The following is a 14,227-nucleotide window of genomic DNA, read 5'->3' as shown; positions in this document are numbered from 1 at the left end:
TCAGTCGGCGCTGGTCGGCTGGAGCGTCTCGCGGGCCCTGGGCAGGATCGTGGCGATGTAGTCCTGGACGACGGTGTCCCAGTCCAGGTCGCTCTGCGCCCGCTCGGACAGGTACCAGCGGTGCTCCAGCAGCTCGTGGTAGATCTCCGCCGGGTCCATGGGGCCGCGCAGCTCCGGCGGCACGGACCGCACGGTGGGCCGGAAGACGTCGCGCACCCAGCGGTGGGCGAGGACCTCGGGCCGGGCGCCGGCGGCGTGGTCGTCCTGGGTGGCCATCCAGGACTCCAGGTCGTTCAGCAGCCGGCGGGCCTGGTTCTCCTCGGCGTCCAGGCCCGTCAGGCGCAGCAGCTGCCGCTGGTGGTGACCGGCGTCGACGACCTTGGGCACGAAGGTGACCGAGGCGCCGTCGCCGGTCTCCCCGATCTGCATCTCGGCCACGTCGAACCCGAGGTCGTTCAGCCGGCGTATCCGGCGCTCGATGTAGTGGTACTTGCCCGCCGGGTACACCGACGTGCGGGTCAGCTCCTCCCACAGGGTCCGGTAGCGGGCGCAGATCTCGGCGCCGAACTCGATCGGGTCGACGGAGGGGTGCAGCGCCCCGGACGCCTCCAGGTCCAGCAGCTCGCCGCTGATGTTGACGCGGGCCAGGTCCAGGTCGTAGTCGCGTTGCCCGTCGCTCAGCCGCGCGTGCAGCTCGCCGGTCTCGGCGTCCACCAGGTACGCCGCGTAGGCGCCCGCGTCCCGCCGGAACAGCGTGTTGGACAGCGAGCAGTCGCCCCAGGCGAACCCGGCCAGATGGAGCCGGACCAGCAGGACGGCCAGCGCGTCCATCAGCCGGTGCATGGTGGCCGGGCGCATCGTCGTCTCGAACATCGACCGGTACGGCTGGGATCCGCCCAGGTGCCGGGTGACCAGCACGGACTCCAGCGGGCCGCCCGCGCCGTCGGTGCGGCCTGTGACCACGGCCAGCGGATCGACCGCCGGGATGCCCAGCCGGTCCAGGTCACGCAGGAGTTCGTACTCGCGCAGGGCGGGGCGCTGGGCGAGCTCCTTGACGGCGATCACCTCGTCGCCGGCGCGCGCGTAGCGCACGATGTGCCGGGAGATGCCGCGCGGCAGCGGGACCAGGAGGTCCTCGGGCCACTCCTCCAGCGGCGTCTGCCACGGCAGCTCCAGCAGGAGGGCCGGGTGCTCCGGATTCGTCGCGCTGATCTGGAGTGCCATGAACCGTCCTCGCTAGATGATCGTCACCTCACCTTAGAGCGCCCGCTCCCGCGCCTGAAGGGCCGCGTCCCGGACGGAACCGGTGTGGGCCCGGCCGTGGCCCGGCAGCAGGACGTCCCCGTCGAGCTTCTCGAACACGTCCAGCGAGGCCAGCGCCCGGGACCGCTCGCGGTCGAACATTTCGGGCAGCAGCTGCGGGCCCTCGATCCGTGAGGTGGGGTGACCGGTGGCCAGGGCGTCGCCGGAGATCACCACGCCCGCCTGGGGCAGGTGGTAGGCGCTGTGGCCGTCGGTGTGGCCGGGCGTGTGCACGGGGACCGGCCGGCCGGGCAGGTCCAGCGGGCCGGAGCGCGGGAAGGGCGCGGGGGAGGCGACCGGGACGTGCGCGGTGCCGCCGGAGCGCAGCGCGTGCACGGCCCACGGCAGCACACCCGGCCGCCAGCCGTTGCGCAGCACGGTCCCGACGCCGACCTGGTGCAGGAACTCCCGGCGCGCGTGCGGCACTTCGGCCTCGTGCAGATACACCGGAGTGCCGTACGTGGCGCGCAGGTGCTCGGCGTTGCCCAGGTGATCGGTGTGCGCGTGCGTGATCAGGATCGCCTGGACCGCCTCCGGCGCGCTGCCCACCTCGGCGAGCGAGGCGAGAAGCGCCGTCCGGTCGCCGGGGTACCCGGTGTCGATCAGGGTGACCGCGTCGCCCTCGGTGAGGATGACCCAGTTGGTGTTGCTGCCGTGCACCAGATAGGTGCCGTCCGCGATGTGCCGTACATCCGTCCGCATGATCGTCCCGCGTGGTGAGGTCCGTGACCGACGTGCACAGCAAAGCAGATCAAGGTGACGAACCGGCCCGAGGGGCGGCGACGCGCATGCCCAGGAGGAACCGTGTCGGCCGCGTCCGTCTCACCAGCAGCTCGTACAGGGCGAGGACCGCCACGAGGGAACCGGCCACGATCAGCGCGTACTTGACGGCGATCGGCCCCGGCAGGCCCACCACGCCGTAGGCGACGGCGACCACCACGGGCTGGTGCAGCACATAGACCGGCAGCGCGGCCACCCCCAGATACACCAGCGCGCGCGACGGCGGCCGGGTGGCACGGGGCCGGTCCAGCAGGCCGAGCAGGGCCAGGACCCAGCACCAGCCCGCCGCCCCGAACAGCGCCCGGGTCGCCCACGCGAACGGGCTCGCCTCGGTGAACGGCTCGTCCAGACCGAGGAATCCGGGCGCGGTCCCGGCGAACAGGACGAGCCCGCAGACCCCCACCGGCACGGCCAGTCGCCGCACGGCGGCCCGGACCCGCGGATCGTCCGCGAGCGTGTAACCGGCGACGAAGAAGACCAGGTACGCCCAGCGGTTCCAGCCCGCGAAGCCCTCCTCCATGCCGAGGAAGGCGTTGATCGCGGCGAGCGCGAGGGCGGGCAGCAGGAGCAGTGCCGGACGCCGCTCCACCGCACGGGCCGCGCGCTCCGCCCACGCCGCCAGGGGCACCGCCACCGGGGCGAGCAGCAGGCTGAACGTGAGCAGCAGCACGACGAACCACAGATGCCCGGTCTCGAAGTGCTCCCCGTCGAGCACGAAGGGGAAGTCGGCCGCGTCGGGGCCGACGGAGAGGAAACGCGGCCAGAACCGCCAGTACGGCTCGTCGTAGCCGGCGTCGGCGGCCCGCAGCCGCAGCCACTGGGGGAGCGGGCACAGCACGAGCGTGCCGAAGACCAGCGGGACACCGAGGCGCAGCAGCCGCTCCCGGGTGAACCGGGCGGGGCCGCGCCGGCGGATCGAGTGCCGGGAGCCGAGCCCGGCGACGAGGAACAGCATGGGCATGGCCCACACGACCCCGAACCCGGCGAGCACGGTCACGACGCCGGTGGTCCGGGCGTTCTTGACATAGAAGTCGTCGTCCGGGGAGAACACGAGCGCGGAGTGGAAGAAGACCAGGCCGAGCACGACGCACACCCGGAGCGTGTCGAGCTCGGTGCGCCGGGAGGCGGTGTCCGGGACGGGCGGCGGGGCGCTCACCCGGCCCAGTGTGGCGGCGCGGCCGTCCCGCGCCCAGAGGAAGGGCTGCCTCCGGCACCGTCCGCGGAGGCAGCCCCCGCGTGCGCGTCAGCCGGCCGCCTCCACCGGCTCAGCGCACGCCGTTCGGCCGGAACTGCACGCTGATGCGCGGTCCCGCGGCGCGGGCCGTCTTGGGGACGGCGTGCTCCCAGGTCCGCTGGCAGGAGCCGCCCATCACGATGAGGTCGCCGTGCCCGAGCGGGCGGCGGATCGTCTCGCCGCCGCCGCGCGCGGGCCGCAGCAGCAGGTCCCGGGGCGCGCCGACGGACAGGATGGCGACCATGGTGTCCTGACGTGCGCCGCGCCCGATCCGGTCGCCGTGCCAGGCGACGCTGTCGCGTCCGTCGCGGTAGTAGCAGAGCCCGGCCGTGGTGAACGGTTCGCCCGGCTCCCCGCGGTAGTGCGCGGTCAGCGCGTCGCGTGCCTCGTCGAGCACGGGGTGGGGGAGGGCGTCGCCGGCGCCGTAGAAGGAGAGCAGCCGCGGCACGTCGACGACCTGGTCGTACATGGTGCGCCGCTCGGCGCGCCAGGGGACCTCGGCGGCCAGCCGCTCGAAGAGGGCGTCGGCCCCGCTCAGCCAGCCGGGCAGGACGTCGATCCAGGCGCCGTGGGTGAGCCGGGTGCGGCGGATCCCGCCGAGGGAGCCGAGCCGCAGCTCGTCGGTCTGGTCGAACAGGGAGCCCTGGAGGTGCGTGGCCATGGATCCAGCGTAACCCCTGAATCGAAAATCTGTTCCTATATGTGGGCTGATTCTCCCCGGCCGCTCCGCACCCCTGTTGGATACGTTGGTGTATCGGATACATTCCCGTATCGAACGGAGGTCCGACATGGCGGTGGGGGAGACGACGGGGCGTGTCACCAGGCGCCGCGTCCGCACCCGGGCCAACCTGCTCGACGCCGCGTTCACCGTGTTCGCCGCCAAGGGGTTCGGGCGTGTCTCCATCGAGGAGGTCTGCGAGGCCGCCGGCTACAGCCGAGGCGCCTTCTACTCCAACTTCGGCAGTCTGGACGAGCTGTTCTTCGCCCTCTACCGGCAGCGCGCCGACCTCATCGCAGACCAGGTCGCCGGGGCGCTCGCCGTCGACGGCCCCGACCTGGACGTCCCGGCCGCCGTGGACCGGGTCACCGACGTACTGCTCCTCGACCGCGACTGGCTGCTGGTCAAGACGGACTTCCTGGTGCACGCCGCCCGGGACCCCGACGTCGCCGCCACCCTGCTCGAACACCGCGCCCGGCTGCGCGCCGCGATCGCCGACCGGCTCGCCCGCGCCCGCGGCCACACCGCACTCCCCGCCGTGCTCGGCGGCACCGACGGCGCCGCGCACGCCGTGGTCGCCGCGTACGACGGCGTCACGACCCAGCTGCTGCTGGACCGCGACACCGGGCACGCCCGCGCCTGGCTGGGCCGGCTGCTCACCGCGCTGCTGACCGACGGCAGCGACACCACCGGACAGCGCACCACCGCCTAGGAAGGGACAGTCGCCATGGACGCCGACGTCATCGTCGTCGGAGCGGGACTCGCCGGCCTCGTCGCCGCGCACGAACTGACCAGCCGGGGCCGCCGCGTCGCCCTGGTCGACCAGGAGAACGCCGCCAACCTCGGCGGGCAGGCCTTCTGGTCCTTCGGCGGGCTCTTCCTCGTCGACTCGCCCGAACAGCGGCGCCTGGGCATCAAGGACTCCTTCGACCTGGCCTGGAACGACTGGCAGGGCAGCGCCCAGTTCGACCGCGTCGAGGACGAGGACTCCTGGGCGGTGCGCTGGGCGCGCGCCTACGTCGAGTGGGCGGCCGGCGAGAAGCGCTCCTGGCTCGACGGGCACGGCATCACGTTCCTGCCCACCGTCGGCTGGGCCGAGCGCGGCGACCTGCGCGCCGACGGCCACGGCAACTCGGTGCCGCGCTTCCACATCGCCTGGGGCACCGGCACCGGCGTCGTGGAGCCGTTCGTGCGGTACGCCGAGCAGGCCGCCCGCGACGGGCTGCTCACCTTCCACCACCGGCACCGGGTGGACGAGCTGGTCGTCGAGGACGGCTCCGCGCGCGGGGTACGGGGCACCGTCCTCGCCGACGACGCGTCACCGCGCGGCGTCGCCTCCAACCGGGACGCCGTCGGGGAGTTCGAGCTGACCGCCCAGGCGGTCGTCGTCACCACCGGCGGCATCGGCGCGAATCACGACATCGTCCGCCGCCACTGGCCCGAGCGCCTGGGCACCCCGCCCACCGAGATGGTCACCGGCGTCCCCGCCTACGTCGACGGGCGCATGCTCGACATCAGCGCCGAGGCCGGCGTACGCCTCGTCAACCGCGACCGCATGTGGCACTACACCGAGGGCATCCAGAACTGGGACCCGATCTGGCCCGGCCACGGCATCCGCATCCTCCCCGGCCCGTCCTCGATGTGGTTCGACGCCCTCGGGCGCCGCCTCCCCGACCCCTGCCTGCCCGGCTACGACACCCTCGGCACCCTCCGGCACCTGCGCACCGACGCCGACATCGCCGAACACGACCACTCCTGGTTCATCCTCACCCAGAAGATCGTCGAGAAGGAGTTCGCCCTCTCCGGCTCCGAGCAGAACCCGGACATCACCGCCAAGGACCGCGCCGGATTCCTCAGGGAGCGGGTGCTCGGCAAGGGCGCCCCGGGCCCGGTGGCCGCCTTCCTGCGCGAGGGCGCGGACTTCGTCACCGCCCCGACCCTGGAGCAGCTGGTCGAGAGGATGAACCAGCTGACGGACAAGCCGCTGCTCGACGCGGAGACCGTCCGGCGCCAGATCGAGGCCCGCGACCTGCAGATCACCAACGCCTACAGCAAGGACGCCCAGGTCCAGGGCATCCGCAACGCCCGCCGCTACATCGGCGACCGCCTGGGCCGCGTCGCCACCCCGCACCGCATCCTCGACCCCGCGGCCGGCCCCCTCATCGGCGTCAAGCTGCACATCCTGACCCGCAAGACCCTCGGCGGCATCCAGACCGACCTGGACTCCCGCGCCCTGGCCGCCGACGGCACCCCCGTCGACGGCCTCTACGCGGCCGGTGAGGTCGCCGGCTTCGGCGGCGGCGGCGTCCACGGCTACAACGCCCTCGAGGGCACCTTCCTCGGCGGCTGCCTCTTCTCCGGACGCGCCGCAGGGCGCGCGGCGGCCCGGCAGATCGGCTGAGCCCCGGCCCGCCTCCTGGCGCGTCACGCCCCCAGGAGGCGGGCCAGCACCGCGGCGTGACTGGTCTCCGGGGTCTTCGACGCGGTCAGCAGCGTCACGTCCCCCTCGTCCGCCGTCTCCCGCAGCCGGTCCAGGAGCCCGGCCGCCTCCGGGCCGTCCAGCTCCGCCTCGTACCGGCGGGCGAACTCCTCGTAGGAGCCCTCGCCCGCGTGGTACCAGCGCCGCAACTCCGTCGACGGGGTGAGGGCCTTGGGCCACTCGTCGATCCGGGCCGCGTCCTTGGACAGACCGCGCGGCCACAGCCGGTCGACCAGGACCCGCACGCCGTCCCCCGGCTCGGGCGGCTCGTAGACGCGGCGGACGCGCACACTCATGACCGGGCCCTCCTCCCGTACGGGCGGCGCCGGACACGCCGCGCCGGACCTGACGAATTCCTGACAGGTGTCCGTCAGGGTCGTCACATGATCCCGCACAAGCCCCGCGTCGTCCTGCTGGCCACCACCCTCCTGCTCACCGGCTGCGGCACCGGCGCCGTCGCGACACCCGGTGACAAGCCCGCGGCAGCCGTCCGGACGGCGACCGCCCCGCCCCGCCCCACCGCCACGGCCACCCCCCTCCCGCGGGAGCTGCCGGGACTGGGCCCCCAGACCCTGGCCCGCGTCCCGGCGCACACCTGGCAGGCGGTCGTCGTCACCGGACACGGCAAGGACTCCGCCCGCTCCGACGTCGTCCTGTACGAACGCACCGGCACCGGCTGGAAGGCCGGCGAGCGCTGGCCCGCCCACAACGCGCTGCGCGGCTGGACCGACCACCACAGCGCCGGCGACCTGCGCTCACCCGTCGGCGTCTTCACCCTCAGCGACGCCGGCGGTCTGCGGCCCGACCCCGGCACCCGGCTGCCGTACGACCACGGCCGGGGCTTCACCGCCACCGGCACCGGCTTCGAGGGCGAACCCCTCGCCGGCTCCTTCGACTACGTGGTCGCCATCGACTACAACCGGCGGCCCGGCACCACACCGCTCGACTGGACCCGGCCCCTGGGCGCCGGACGCGGCGGCGGCATCTGGTTCCACGTCGACCACGGCGGCCCCACCCAGGGCTGCGTCAGCCTCTCCCTGGAGCACATGCGCACCCTGCTGCGCTCCCTCGACCCGGCCCGTCACCCCGTCGTGGTCATGGGGGACGCCGCCTCCCTCGCCCGCTGACCCCGCCCGCCGACCGCCTAGGATCCGCCGCGTGTGCGCACATGTACTGGTGGCCGAGGACGACGGGATGCAGGCCGAGCTGATACGCCGCTCCCTGCTCGCCGAGGGCCACACCGCGACCGTGGTCCACGACGGGCCGGCCGCCCTCGACGCCGCCCGCAGGCTGAGACCCGACCTCGTCGTCCTGGATCTGATGCTGCCCGTGATCGACGGCTTCGGCGTCTGCCGGGTGCTGCGCGGGAACGACGAGAACCCGGACATCCCGGTGCTGATGCTGACGGCCCGGTCCGCCGAGGACGACGTCCTGCTCGGCCTGGAGCTCGGCGCGGACGACTACATGACCAAGCCGTACAGCCCGCGCGAGCTGATGGCCCGCATCCGCACCGTGCTGCGGCGCAGCGGCCGGGCCGACGGCCGCCGGGAGGACCCCGTCGTACGGGCCGCGGGGATCAGCGTCGACCCGGCACGGCACGAGGTGCGGTGCGACGGGGAGCCCGTGGAGTGCACCCCGGCCGAGTTCCAGATCCTGCTCGCCATGACCGCCGAACCCGAACGGGTCTTCTCCAGGCGGCAGTTGCTGGAGTGCACGCGCGGCACCGACCGGACCTCCACCGAACGGGCCGTCGACGTGCACATCATGAACCTGCGCAGGAAGATCGAGGCCGACCCGCGCCGGCCCGCCCGCCTGCTGACCGTGTTCGGCGTCGGCTACAAACTGAGCGGGGGCCGGGCATGAACCGGCGCATCCCGGTGCGCAAACGCCTGCTGGTCCGGCTGCTGGTCGCCTCCGTGCTGATCGCCGTCTGCTCGGTGGCGGCGACCGCCTGGCTCGCGGTGGCGACCACCACCCGGGCGCTGCGCGAGGAACAAGGACAGGTCCTCGCCGAGGACATGGACGTCCTCGCCCGGCTCAGCGGGTACGCCGCCACCCACGCCGACTGGCGGGGCGCCGAACGGACCGTACGGGACCTGGCCGAACACACCGGGCGGCGCATCGCGCTGACCACCGCGGACCGTACGGTCCTCGCCGACTCGGCCCCGCCCGGGACCCCGCTGCCCCCGCGCGCCGCCGCCACCGTCGACCCCCTGCGCGTCGACACCTACACCGAGCACGGGGCGCAGCGGGCCGGTGTCGACCCGAGGGCCGTGGGGCCGTACCGGATCACCGCCTCCGAGCGGGCCAAGCTCGACAAGCTCGCCGTGGTGCGGCAGAACTGCTTCGCCCGCAACGGCTACGACACCTTCGTCGTGCGCGCGCCGAGCGGCCGGCCCGTCGTCACCGACGACGACGGTCCCGTCGCGGGCGGCGCCGTCCCCGAGGAGTGCGCCGACGGACAGCTCAACACCCCCACGCCGACCGAGGACAAGGCGCTCGGCGACCTCTCCTCCCGCATCGCCTCCTGCCTCGGGAAGCAGGGCGTCACGCAGGCGCCACCCTCCCTCGGCGTCGACGTCACGCGGCTGGGCCTCACCCCCCGCCACTACGGCGGCAAACCGACCGCGCACGACGGGGCCGAAGGGCCGGCCGCCGCCCAGCGCTGCACCGCCCAGGCCCGCCGGGCCCAACTCGACCCGTACGTCGCCCCCGTGGCGGAGCTGTTCCTGGGCGGCGGCGCCACGACCGCCGTCCGTTTCGACATGTCACCGGCCAACAAGGCCAAGGTGGCCGGCGCCGCCGGCCTGGTCCTCGCCGTCACGGTGGTGGTCTCCGCCGTCGTCGCCACCCGGCTGGTCCGGCCGCTGCGCGCGCTGACCGCGGCGGCCCAGCAGCCGCCCGAACGGCATGTGCGGGTACCGGTCACCACTCGCGACGAGACCGGCGTCCTCGCCGCCGCCTTCAACGAACTCACCGAGCGCCGCGAACGGCTGGAGGCCCAGCGCAAGGCCATGGTCAGCGACATCGCGCACGAGCTGCGCAGCCCGCTCACCAACATCCGCGGCTGGCTGGAGGTCACCCGCGACGGCGTCGTCGACCCCGACCCCGCCCTGCTGGCCTCGCTGCACGAGGAGGCCCTGGTCCTGCAGCGGGTCATCGACGACCTGCAGGACCTGGCCGCCGCCGACGCGGGCACCCTGCGCCTGCACCGCGAGCCCGTCCGCGCCGACGAACTCCTCGGCCAGGTCGCCGCCGCCCACCAGGTCGCCGCCGACACCGCGGGCGTCACCCTGCGCACCACCGCCGAGGGTGTGCCCTGGCTGGACGCCGACCCCGTCCGGATGCGGCAGGCGCTGGGTAACCTGGTCTCCAACGCGCTGCGGCACACCCCGTCCGGCGGCACGGTCACGCTCTCCGCCCGGCCCGACGGCGACGACGTCGTGCTGGAGGTCGCCGACACCGGGACCGGGATCGCTCCCGAGGATCTGCCGCACGTCTTCGAGCGGTTCTGGCGTGCGGAGAAGTCCCGCAGCCGCCGTACCGGGGGCAGCGGGCTCGGACTGCCGATCGTCCGGCAGCTGACCGCCGCGCACGGGGGCACCGCCGAGGCGGCCGGTGCGCCGGGCAGCGGCGCGGTGTTCACGCTGCGGCTCCCGGCGGGGGCGGCGCCCGGGTGAAAGGCCCGGCGGGGTCGTCCCCGCCGGGCCTTCGGTCATCCGGCGCGCTGCCGCAGGGCCCGCCGTTCCGCCTCGCTCGTGCCGCCCCACACCCCGGTGAACTGGTCCATGTCCAGCGCCCAGCGCAGACACGCCTCCCGTACCGAGCAGCGCCGGCACACGGCCTTCGCCTCCTCGGTCTGCATCAGGGTCGGCCCGGAGGTGCCGATCGGATAGAAGAGGTCGGGGTCCTCATGGCGGCAGGCGGCGTGGTCTCGCCAGTCGTCCATCAAAGTCACCTGCGATCGTCGACGTGCCCTCGGTGGAGGAATTACTCGGTTTCGAGTCGCCTGTCGACCCGCGGTGAAACCCGGAGGCACCCCGCGGAATCAGGTCACTGCTCGCGCAGGCCCCACGGGGAGCCGTAGGCGGTGAGCAGATCCAGGAACGGCCGGGCCGGGAACGCCTCCGGTCCGAGCACGCCCGCCCCCGACCAGGCACCGGTGGCCAGGAGTTCGAGGGCGACGACCGGGTTGAGGGCCGTCTGCCAGACCACGGCCTGGGAGCCGTACTCCACCATCGACCACTGGTTGTCGACCACGTGGTACAGGTACACCTCGCGCGGCGCGCCGTCCTTGACGCCCCGCACCCAGGTGCCCGCGCAGGTCTTCCCGTGCATCCGCTCGCCCAGCGTCGCCGGGTCCGGAAGGCAGGCGGCGACGACGTCGCGCGGGGAGACCCGCACCGGCCCGTCGGCGCCCGGCACGGTCACCGGCTCGGTCCGGTCGAGCCCCAGCAGGTGCAGCGTCTTGAGGGTGTCCACGAACTCCTGGCCGAGGCCGTACTTGAAGGTGACCCGGCGCGCGTCCACCCAGCGCGGCACGAGCAGCACCTCCTCGTGCTCCACGTTCACGCACTCGACCGGGCCGATGCCCTCCGGGAAGTCGAACACCTCCGGCTCGCTGAACGGCTCGGTGGTGAACCAGCCGCGGTCCTTCTCGTACACGACCGGCGGGTTGAGGCACTCCTCGATGGTGGTCCAGATGCTGAAGGAGGGCGCGAAGTCGTAGCCCTCGACGGTGAGGTCGGCGCCGTCGCGCACCCCGATCTCCTCGATCTCGTCGAAGAGTTCGTCGGCCGCGTACCGGGCGAAGACGTCCGACAGGCCGGGCTCCACGCCCATGCCGACCAGGGCGAGCGCGCCCGCCTTCTCCCAGTCGGCCGCCTGCTCGAACTGGGCGTCCCCGAGCTTGACCCCGCACTCCTCGTACGGCCGGTCGGGGTGCGGCTTCGACAGGGACATCGCCATGTCGACATAGGTGGCCCCGGCGGTGCGCGCGGCCTGGAACAGCGGCATCACGAAACGCGGGTCGGTCGCGTTGAGCAGCACGTCGCACGCGTGCCGCTCCAGCAGCGCGGCCACGGCCGGCTCGTCGCCCGCGTCGACGCGCTCGGCGCGGAAGCGGGCGTCGCCGTCGAGCGCGGCGACGGCGGCCTCGGCCCGTGCGAGGTCGTAGTCGGCGACGACCATCGCCTCGAAGAACGGACGCCGGGCGGCGATCCGGGTGATGGCGGTACCCACCCCGCCGGCTCCCACGAGCAGTACACGCATGACAAGACTCCCTCGGCTGAAGGTGGACGACGTGGTGGGGCCCCGGGTGGGATACAACGCCGCCCCGCCACGTAAGGTCAATGCCGTTGGCATAAGGATGGAGGACGGGATGCTGAAAGCGGTCGTACCGGAGGAGAAGCGGCGCAGGCGCCGCCCCACCAAGAGCGGCACCGTGCTGTCCGAGCGCCTCATAGTCGACACGGCGCTGCGCATGCTCGCCGAGCACGGCAGCGCCGGACTCACCGCCCGCCGGCTCGGCCTCGCCCTGGACGCCGACCCGAGCACGCTGTACCGCTACTTCCGGGGCATGGACGACCTGACCCTGGCCATCGGCGACGCCCTGATCGGCCGTGCCCTGGAGGGCTGGCAGCCCACGGGGGAGTGGCGCGCCGACCTGCGGACCGTCGGCACGCGCATCCACGCCGCCTACGTCGCCCACCCGCACGCCGCCGTCCTGACCACGAGCCGTGTCACCGGTCGGTCCAACGAGCTCGCCGCCGACGAGACCGTGCTGGACATCCTGCGCACGGCCGGTTTCCCGCTGCCCGACACCGTGCGCCTCTACCACGCCTTCATCGACCAGACGCTGGCCTTCGCCGCGCTGGACGCTGCCTCGCTGACGCTGCCGAGCGCGTCGCTGCGCGCCGACGAGGAGAAGTGGCGCTCGACGTACGCCCGGCTGCCCCGCACCACGCACCCCCGGATCGCCGAGGCGGCGCCGCTGCTCGCCCGGCGCATGGTGACCAGCGCCTATCCGACGGCCCTGGAGATGCTGCTGGACGCGGCACAGGCCCAGCTGGCCGCCCGCCGCCCCTGAATCGGGGGCCCCTCAGGCGCGCAGCGCCTCGCGGGCGGCGGCCACCACGGCCTCCGTCACCGTGACCAGCGCGGGCGAGTGCAGCTTCCACTGCTGCCAGTACAGGGGGACGTCGACCGGCCGGTCCGGGGCCAGGGAGACCAGCCGTCCCTCCGCCACGAGCGGCTCCGCCTGCACCTCGGGGATCATGCCCCAGCCGAGCCCGGCGAGCACGGCGGACAGGAATCCCTCCGAGGTCGGCATCCGGTGCCGCGCGGGACCGGCGTGCACGGCACCGCCCCGCAGCCCCCGCACGAAGGCGTCCTGCAGGTCGTCGCTGCGGTCGAACGTCATCACCGGGGCCGCCACCAGGGCGTCCGCGAGCGGACCGGTCAGATGGCGCTCGGTGAACTCCGGGCTCGCCGCGGCCAGATAGCGCATCCGGCCCAGCGTCCGCACCGAGCAGCCCGCGACGGGTTCGGCCGAGGACGTCACCGCGGCCATCACCAGGCCCTCCCGCAGCAGGGTCGCCGTCCGGCTCTCGTCCTCCCGGCTCAGCTCGTAGCAGAGGGGCGGCTCCTGGCGGGCCCCGGTGAGGGCGGGCAGGAACCAGGTGGCCAGCGAGTCGGCGTTGACCGCGATGGACACCCGCGTCGCCTCGGCGGTCCCGTTCATGCCCAGCTCGGCCCGCGCGTCGCGTTCCAGCCGGGCCAGCTGGCGGGCGAACCGGACGACGACCTGGCCGGACTCGGTCGGCCGCACCGGCTTGGTGCGCACGAGCAGCACCCGCCCGGTGCGCTGCTCCAGCGCCTTGACCCGCTGGCTCACCGCCGACGGCGTCACATGCAGGGCGGCGGCGGCCGCGTCGAACGTCCCCTCGTCCACCACCGCCAGCAGGGTCCGCACCTGGTCCAGGGGCAGCTCGGTCAGCTCCGTCTTCATGTGGGCTAAGGATACGTAAGAATCTTTAGCTGTACGCCGGGAGATCGCTTGTCTAGCGTCGACCGCATGACCAGCGCCCTGACCACCGCCGTCGCCGGATTCGGCACCGGCCTCTCCCTGATCGTCGCCATCGGCGCGCAGAACGCCTTCGTCCTGCGCCAGGGCGTCCGCCGCGACGCCGTCCTCGCCGTCGTCGGCATCTGCGCCCTGTCCGACGCCGTCCTGATCGCCCTCGGGGTGGCCGGGGTCGGCGCGGTCGTCGTCGCCTGGCCGGGCGTGCTGACGGCGGTCGCCTGGGTGGGCGGGCTGTTCCTGCTCGGCTACGGCGTCCTGGCCGCCCGGCGGGTGCTGCGGCCGGCCGGCGCCCTGGTCACCGACGGCGACGCGGCGGGCTCCCGGCGGCGGGCGGTGCTGACCTGCCTCGCCATGACCTGGCTCAACCCGCACGTCTACCTCGACACCGTCTTCCTGCTCGGCACCATCGCCGCCGACCGGGGCCCGCTGCGCTGGACGTTCGGTCTCGGCGCCGCCGTGGCCAGCCTGTGCTGGTTCACCGCGCTCGGATTCGGGGCGCGGCTGCTGAGCCGCCACCTCGCCAAGCCGGGAGCGTGGCGGGTGCTGGACGGGGTGATCGCCGTCACGATGATCGCCCTCGGCGCCTCCCTGATCGCCGGAACCTGAGACGCCCGTCCGGGCACCCGGCCG

At 73.8% G+C, this 14,227-nt stretch carries 15 protein-coding genes; 7 read left to right on the top strand and 8 right to left on the bottom strand.

All coding sequences use genetic code 11. The features are described from left to right. The 4 genes from ACFV46_RS25360 to ACFV46_RS25345 all read right to left on the bottom strand — a co-directional run bounded on the left by ACFV46_RS25360 (position 1) and on the right by ACFV46_RS25345 (position 3,977). Entirely contained in the window at positions 1-1,224 is a 1,224-nt protein-coding gene (locus ACFV46_RS25360) for a DUF4032 domain-containing protein (RefSeq protein WP_361933510.1), read from the bottom strand. 33 nt (positions 1,225-1,257) lie between these two features. Next, entirely contained in the window at positions 1,258-2,004 is a 747-nt protein-coding gene (locus ACFV46_RS25355) for an MBL fold metallo-hydrolase (RefSeq protein WP_385499807.1), read from the bottom strand. A gap of 49 nt (positions 2,005-2,053) precedes the next feature. Further along, the gene (locus ACFV46_RS25350; protein ID WP_385499806.1) at positions 2,054-3,238 is read right to left on the bottom strand and encodes an acyltransferase; all 1,185 of its coding nucleotides are present in this window, start codon (positions 3,236-3,238) and stop codon (positions 2,054-2,056) included. Between the two features lie 109 nt (positions 3,239-3,347). Next, complete coding sequence (locus ACFV46_RS25345; RefSeq protein WP_385499804.1) at positions 3,348-3,977, bottom strand: alpha-ketoglutarate-dependent dioxygenase AlkB; 630 nt, start codon at positions 3,975-3,977, stop codon at positions 3,348-3,350. Between the two features lie 127 nt (positions 3,978-4,104). Between ACFV46_RS25345 and ACFV46_RS25340 the strand changes: the two genes are divergently transcribed. Together ACFV46_RS25340 and ACFV46_RS25335 are read left to right on the top strand one after the other, a co-directional pair. After that, positions 4,105-4,746 carry a TetR/AcrR family transcriptional regulator gene (locus ACFV46_RS25340; protein WP_361933500.1) on the top strand — a complete coding sequence of 214 codons (642 nt, stop codon included), beginning with the start codon at positions 4,105-4,107 and terminating at the stop codon, positions 4,744-4,746. A gap of 15 nt (positions 4,747-4,761) precedes the next feature. Then, positions 4,762-6,435: an FAD-binding dehydrogenase gene (locus ACFV46_RS25335; RefSeq protein ID WP_361933497.1), complete on the top strand. Its 1,674-nt coding sequence runs from the start codon at positions 4,762-4,764 to the stop codon at positions 6,433-6,435. Between the two features lie 23 nt (positions 6,436-6,458). Here ACFV46_RS25335 and ACFV46_RS25330 read toward each other — a convergent pair whose 3' ends face one another. Next, positions 6,459-6,809 carry a DUF488 domain-containing protein gene (locus ACFV46_RS25330; protein ID WP_385499802.1) on the bottom strand — a complete coding sequence of 117 codons (351 nt, stop codon included), beginning with the start codon at positions 6,807-6,809 and terminating at the stop codon, positions 6,459-6,461. Positions 6,810-6,896: 87 nt separating this feature from the next. Here ACFV46_RS25330 and ACFV46_RS25325 point away from each other — a divergent pair, with 87 nt between their 5' ends. From ACFV46_RS25325 to ACFV46_RS25315, 3 genes are read left to right on the top strand one after another with little or no spacing between them, the layout of a single operon-like run. Next, positions 6,897-7,640: a L,D-transpeptidase family protein gene (locus ACFV46_RS25325; RefSeq protein WP_385499800.1), complete on the top strand. Its 744-nt coding sequence runs from the start codon at positions 6,897-6,899 to the stop codon at positions 7,638-7,640. A gap of 31 nt (positions 7,641-7,671) precedes the next feature. After that, on the top strand, positions 7,672-8,376 hold the full coding sequence (locus tag ACFV46_RS25320; RefSeq protein ID WP_385499799.1) for a response regulator transcription factor: 705 nt from the start codon (positions 7,672-7,674) through the stop codon (positions 8,374-8,376). Beyond that, positions 8,373-10,193, top strand: a complete 1,821-nt coding sequence (locus tag ACFV46_RS25315; RefSeq protein WP_385499798.1) for a sensor histidine kinase — start codon at positions 8,373-8,375, stop codon at positions 10,191-10,193. The genes ACFV46_RS25320 and ACFV46_RS25315 overlap by 4 nt, the downstream gene beginning before the upstream one ends. Positions 10,194-10,228: 35 nt before the next feature. Here ACFV46_RS25315 and ACFV46_RS25310 read toward each other — a convergent pair whose 3' ends face one another. Together ACFV46_RS25310 and ACFV46_RS25305 are read right to left on the bottom strand one after the other, a co-directional pair. Next, complete coding sequence (locus tag ACFV46_RS25310) at positions 10,229-10,462, bottom strand: WhiB family transcriptional regulator (protein ID WP_361933482.1); 234 nt, start codon at positions 10,460-10,462, stop codon at positions 10,229-10,231. A 104-nt stretch (positions 10,463-10,566) separates the two neighbouring features. Then, complete coding sequence (locus tag ACFV46_RS25305; protein WP_385499797.1) at positions 10,567-11,784, bottom strand: saccharopine dehydrogenase family protein; 1,218 nt, start codon at positions 11,782-11,784, stop codon at positions 10,567-10,569. Positions 11,785-11,893: 109 nt separating this feature from the next. Here ACFV46_RS25305 and ACFV46_RS25300 point away from each other — a divergent pair, with 109 nt between their 5' ends. Beyond that, complete coding sequence (locus ACFV46_RS25300; protein ID WP_385499796.1) at positions 11,894-12,601, top strand: TetR/AcrR family transcriptional regulator; 708 nt, start codon at positions 11,894-11,896, stop codon at positions 12,599-12,601. 12 nt (positions 12,602-12,613) lie between these two features. Here the strand turns inward: ACFV46_RS25300 and ACFV46_RS25295 are convergent, their stop codons facing one another. Then, a complete protein-coding gene (locus ACFV46_RS25295) occupies positions 12,614-13,522 on the bottom strand; it encodes a LysR family transcriptional regulator ArgP (protein ID WP_385499794.1) in 909 nt (302 codons plus the stop codon). Between the two features lie 66 nt (positions 13,523-13,588). Between ACFV46_RS25295 and ACFV46_RS25290 the strand changes: the two genes are divergently transcribed. After that, the gene (locus ACFV46_RS25290; protein WP_361933470.1) at positions 13,589-14,203 is read left to right on the top strand and encodes a LysE/ArgO family amino acid transporter; all 615 of its coding nucleotides are present in this window, start codon (positions 13,589-13,591) and stop codon (positions 14,201-14,203) included. Positions 14,204-14,227: the final 24 nt, after the last annotated feature.

It is taken from the genome of Streptomyces sp. NPDC059852, assembly GCF_042731455.1.
Taxonomy (GTDB): Bacteria; Actinomycetota; Actinomycetes; order Streptomycetales; family Streptomycetaceae; genus Streptomyces.
The sequence above is the reverse complement of the archived record's forward strand: the minus strand, read 5'-3'. Positions and strand labels throughout refer to the sequence as shown.

Excerpts from the sequence above, each read along its gene's own strand:
- ACFV46_RS25360 (WP_361933510.1), bottom strand. The coding sequence starts at position 1,224 with ATGGCACTCCAGATCAGCGCGACGAATCCGGAGCACCCGGCCCTCCTG.
- ACFV46_RS25355 (WP_385499807.1), bottom strand. The coding sequence starts at position 2,004 with ATGCGGACGGATGTACGGCACATCGCGGACGGCACCTATCTGGTGCAC.
- ACFV46_RS25345 (WP_385499804.1), bottom strand. The coding sequence starts at position 3,977 with ATGGCCACGCACCTCCAGGGCTCCCTGTTCGACCAGACCGACGAGCTG.
- ACFV46_RS25340 (WP_361933500.1), top strand. The coding sequence starts at position 4,105 with ATGGCGGTGGGGGAGACGACGGGGCGTGTCACCAGGCGCCGCGTCCGC.
- ACFV46_RS25335 (WP_361933497.1), top strand. The coding sequence starts at position 4,762 with ATGGACGCCGACGTCATCGTCGTCGGAGCGGGACTCGCCGGCCTCGTC.
- ACFV46_RS25330 (WP_385499802.1), bottom strand. The coding sequence starts at position 6,809 with ATGAGTGTGCGCGTCCGCCGCGTCTACGAGCCGCCCGAGCCGGGGGAC.
- ACFV46_RS25325 (WP_385499800.1), top strand. The coding sequence starts at position 6,897 with ATGATCCCGCACAAGCCCCGCGTCGTCCTGCTGGCCACCACCCTCCTG.
- ACFV46_RS25315 (WP_385499798.1), top strand. The coding sequence starts at position 8,373 with ATGAACCGGCGCATCCCGGTGCGCAAACGCCTGCTGGTCCGGCTGCTG.
- ACFV46_RS25310 (WP_361933482.1), bottom strand. The coding sequence starts at position 10,462 with ATGGACGACTGGCGAGACCACGCCGCCTGCCGCCATGAGGACCCCGAC.
- ACFV46_RS25305 (WP_385499797.1), bottom strand. The coding sequence starts at position 11,784 with ATGCGTGTACTGCTCGTGGGAGCCGGCGGGGTGGGTACCGCCATCACC.
- ACFV46_RS25300 (WP_385499796.1), top strand. The coding sequence starts at position 11,894 with ATGCTGAAAGCGGTCGTACCGGAGGAGAAGCGGCGCAGGCGCCGCCCC.
- ACFV46_RS25295 (WP_385499794.1), bottom strand. The coding sequence starts at position 13,522 with ATGAAGACGGAGCTGACCGAGCTGCCCCTGGACCAGGTGCGGACCCTG.
- ACFV46_RS25290 (WP_361933470.1), top strand. The coding sequence starts at position 13,589 with ATGACCAGCGCCCTGACCACCGCCGTCGCCGGATTCGGCACCGGCCTC.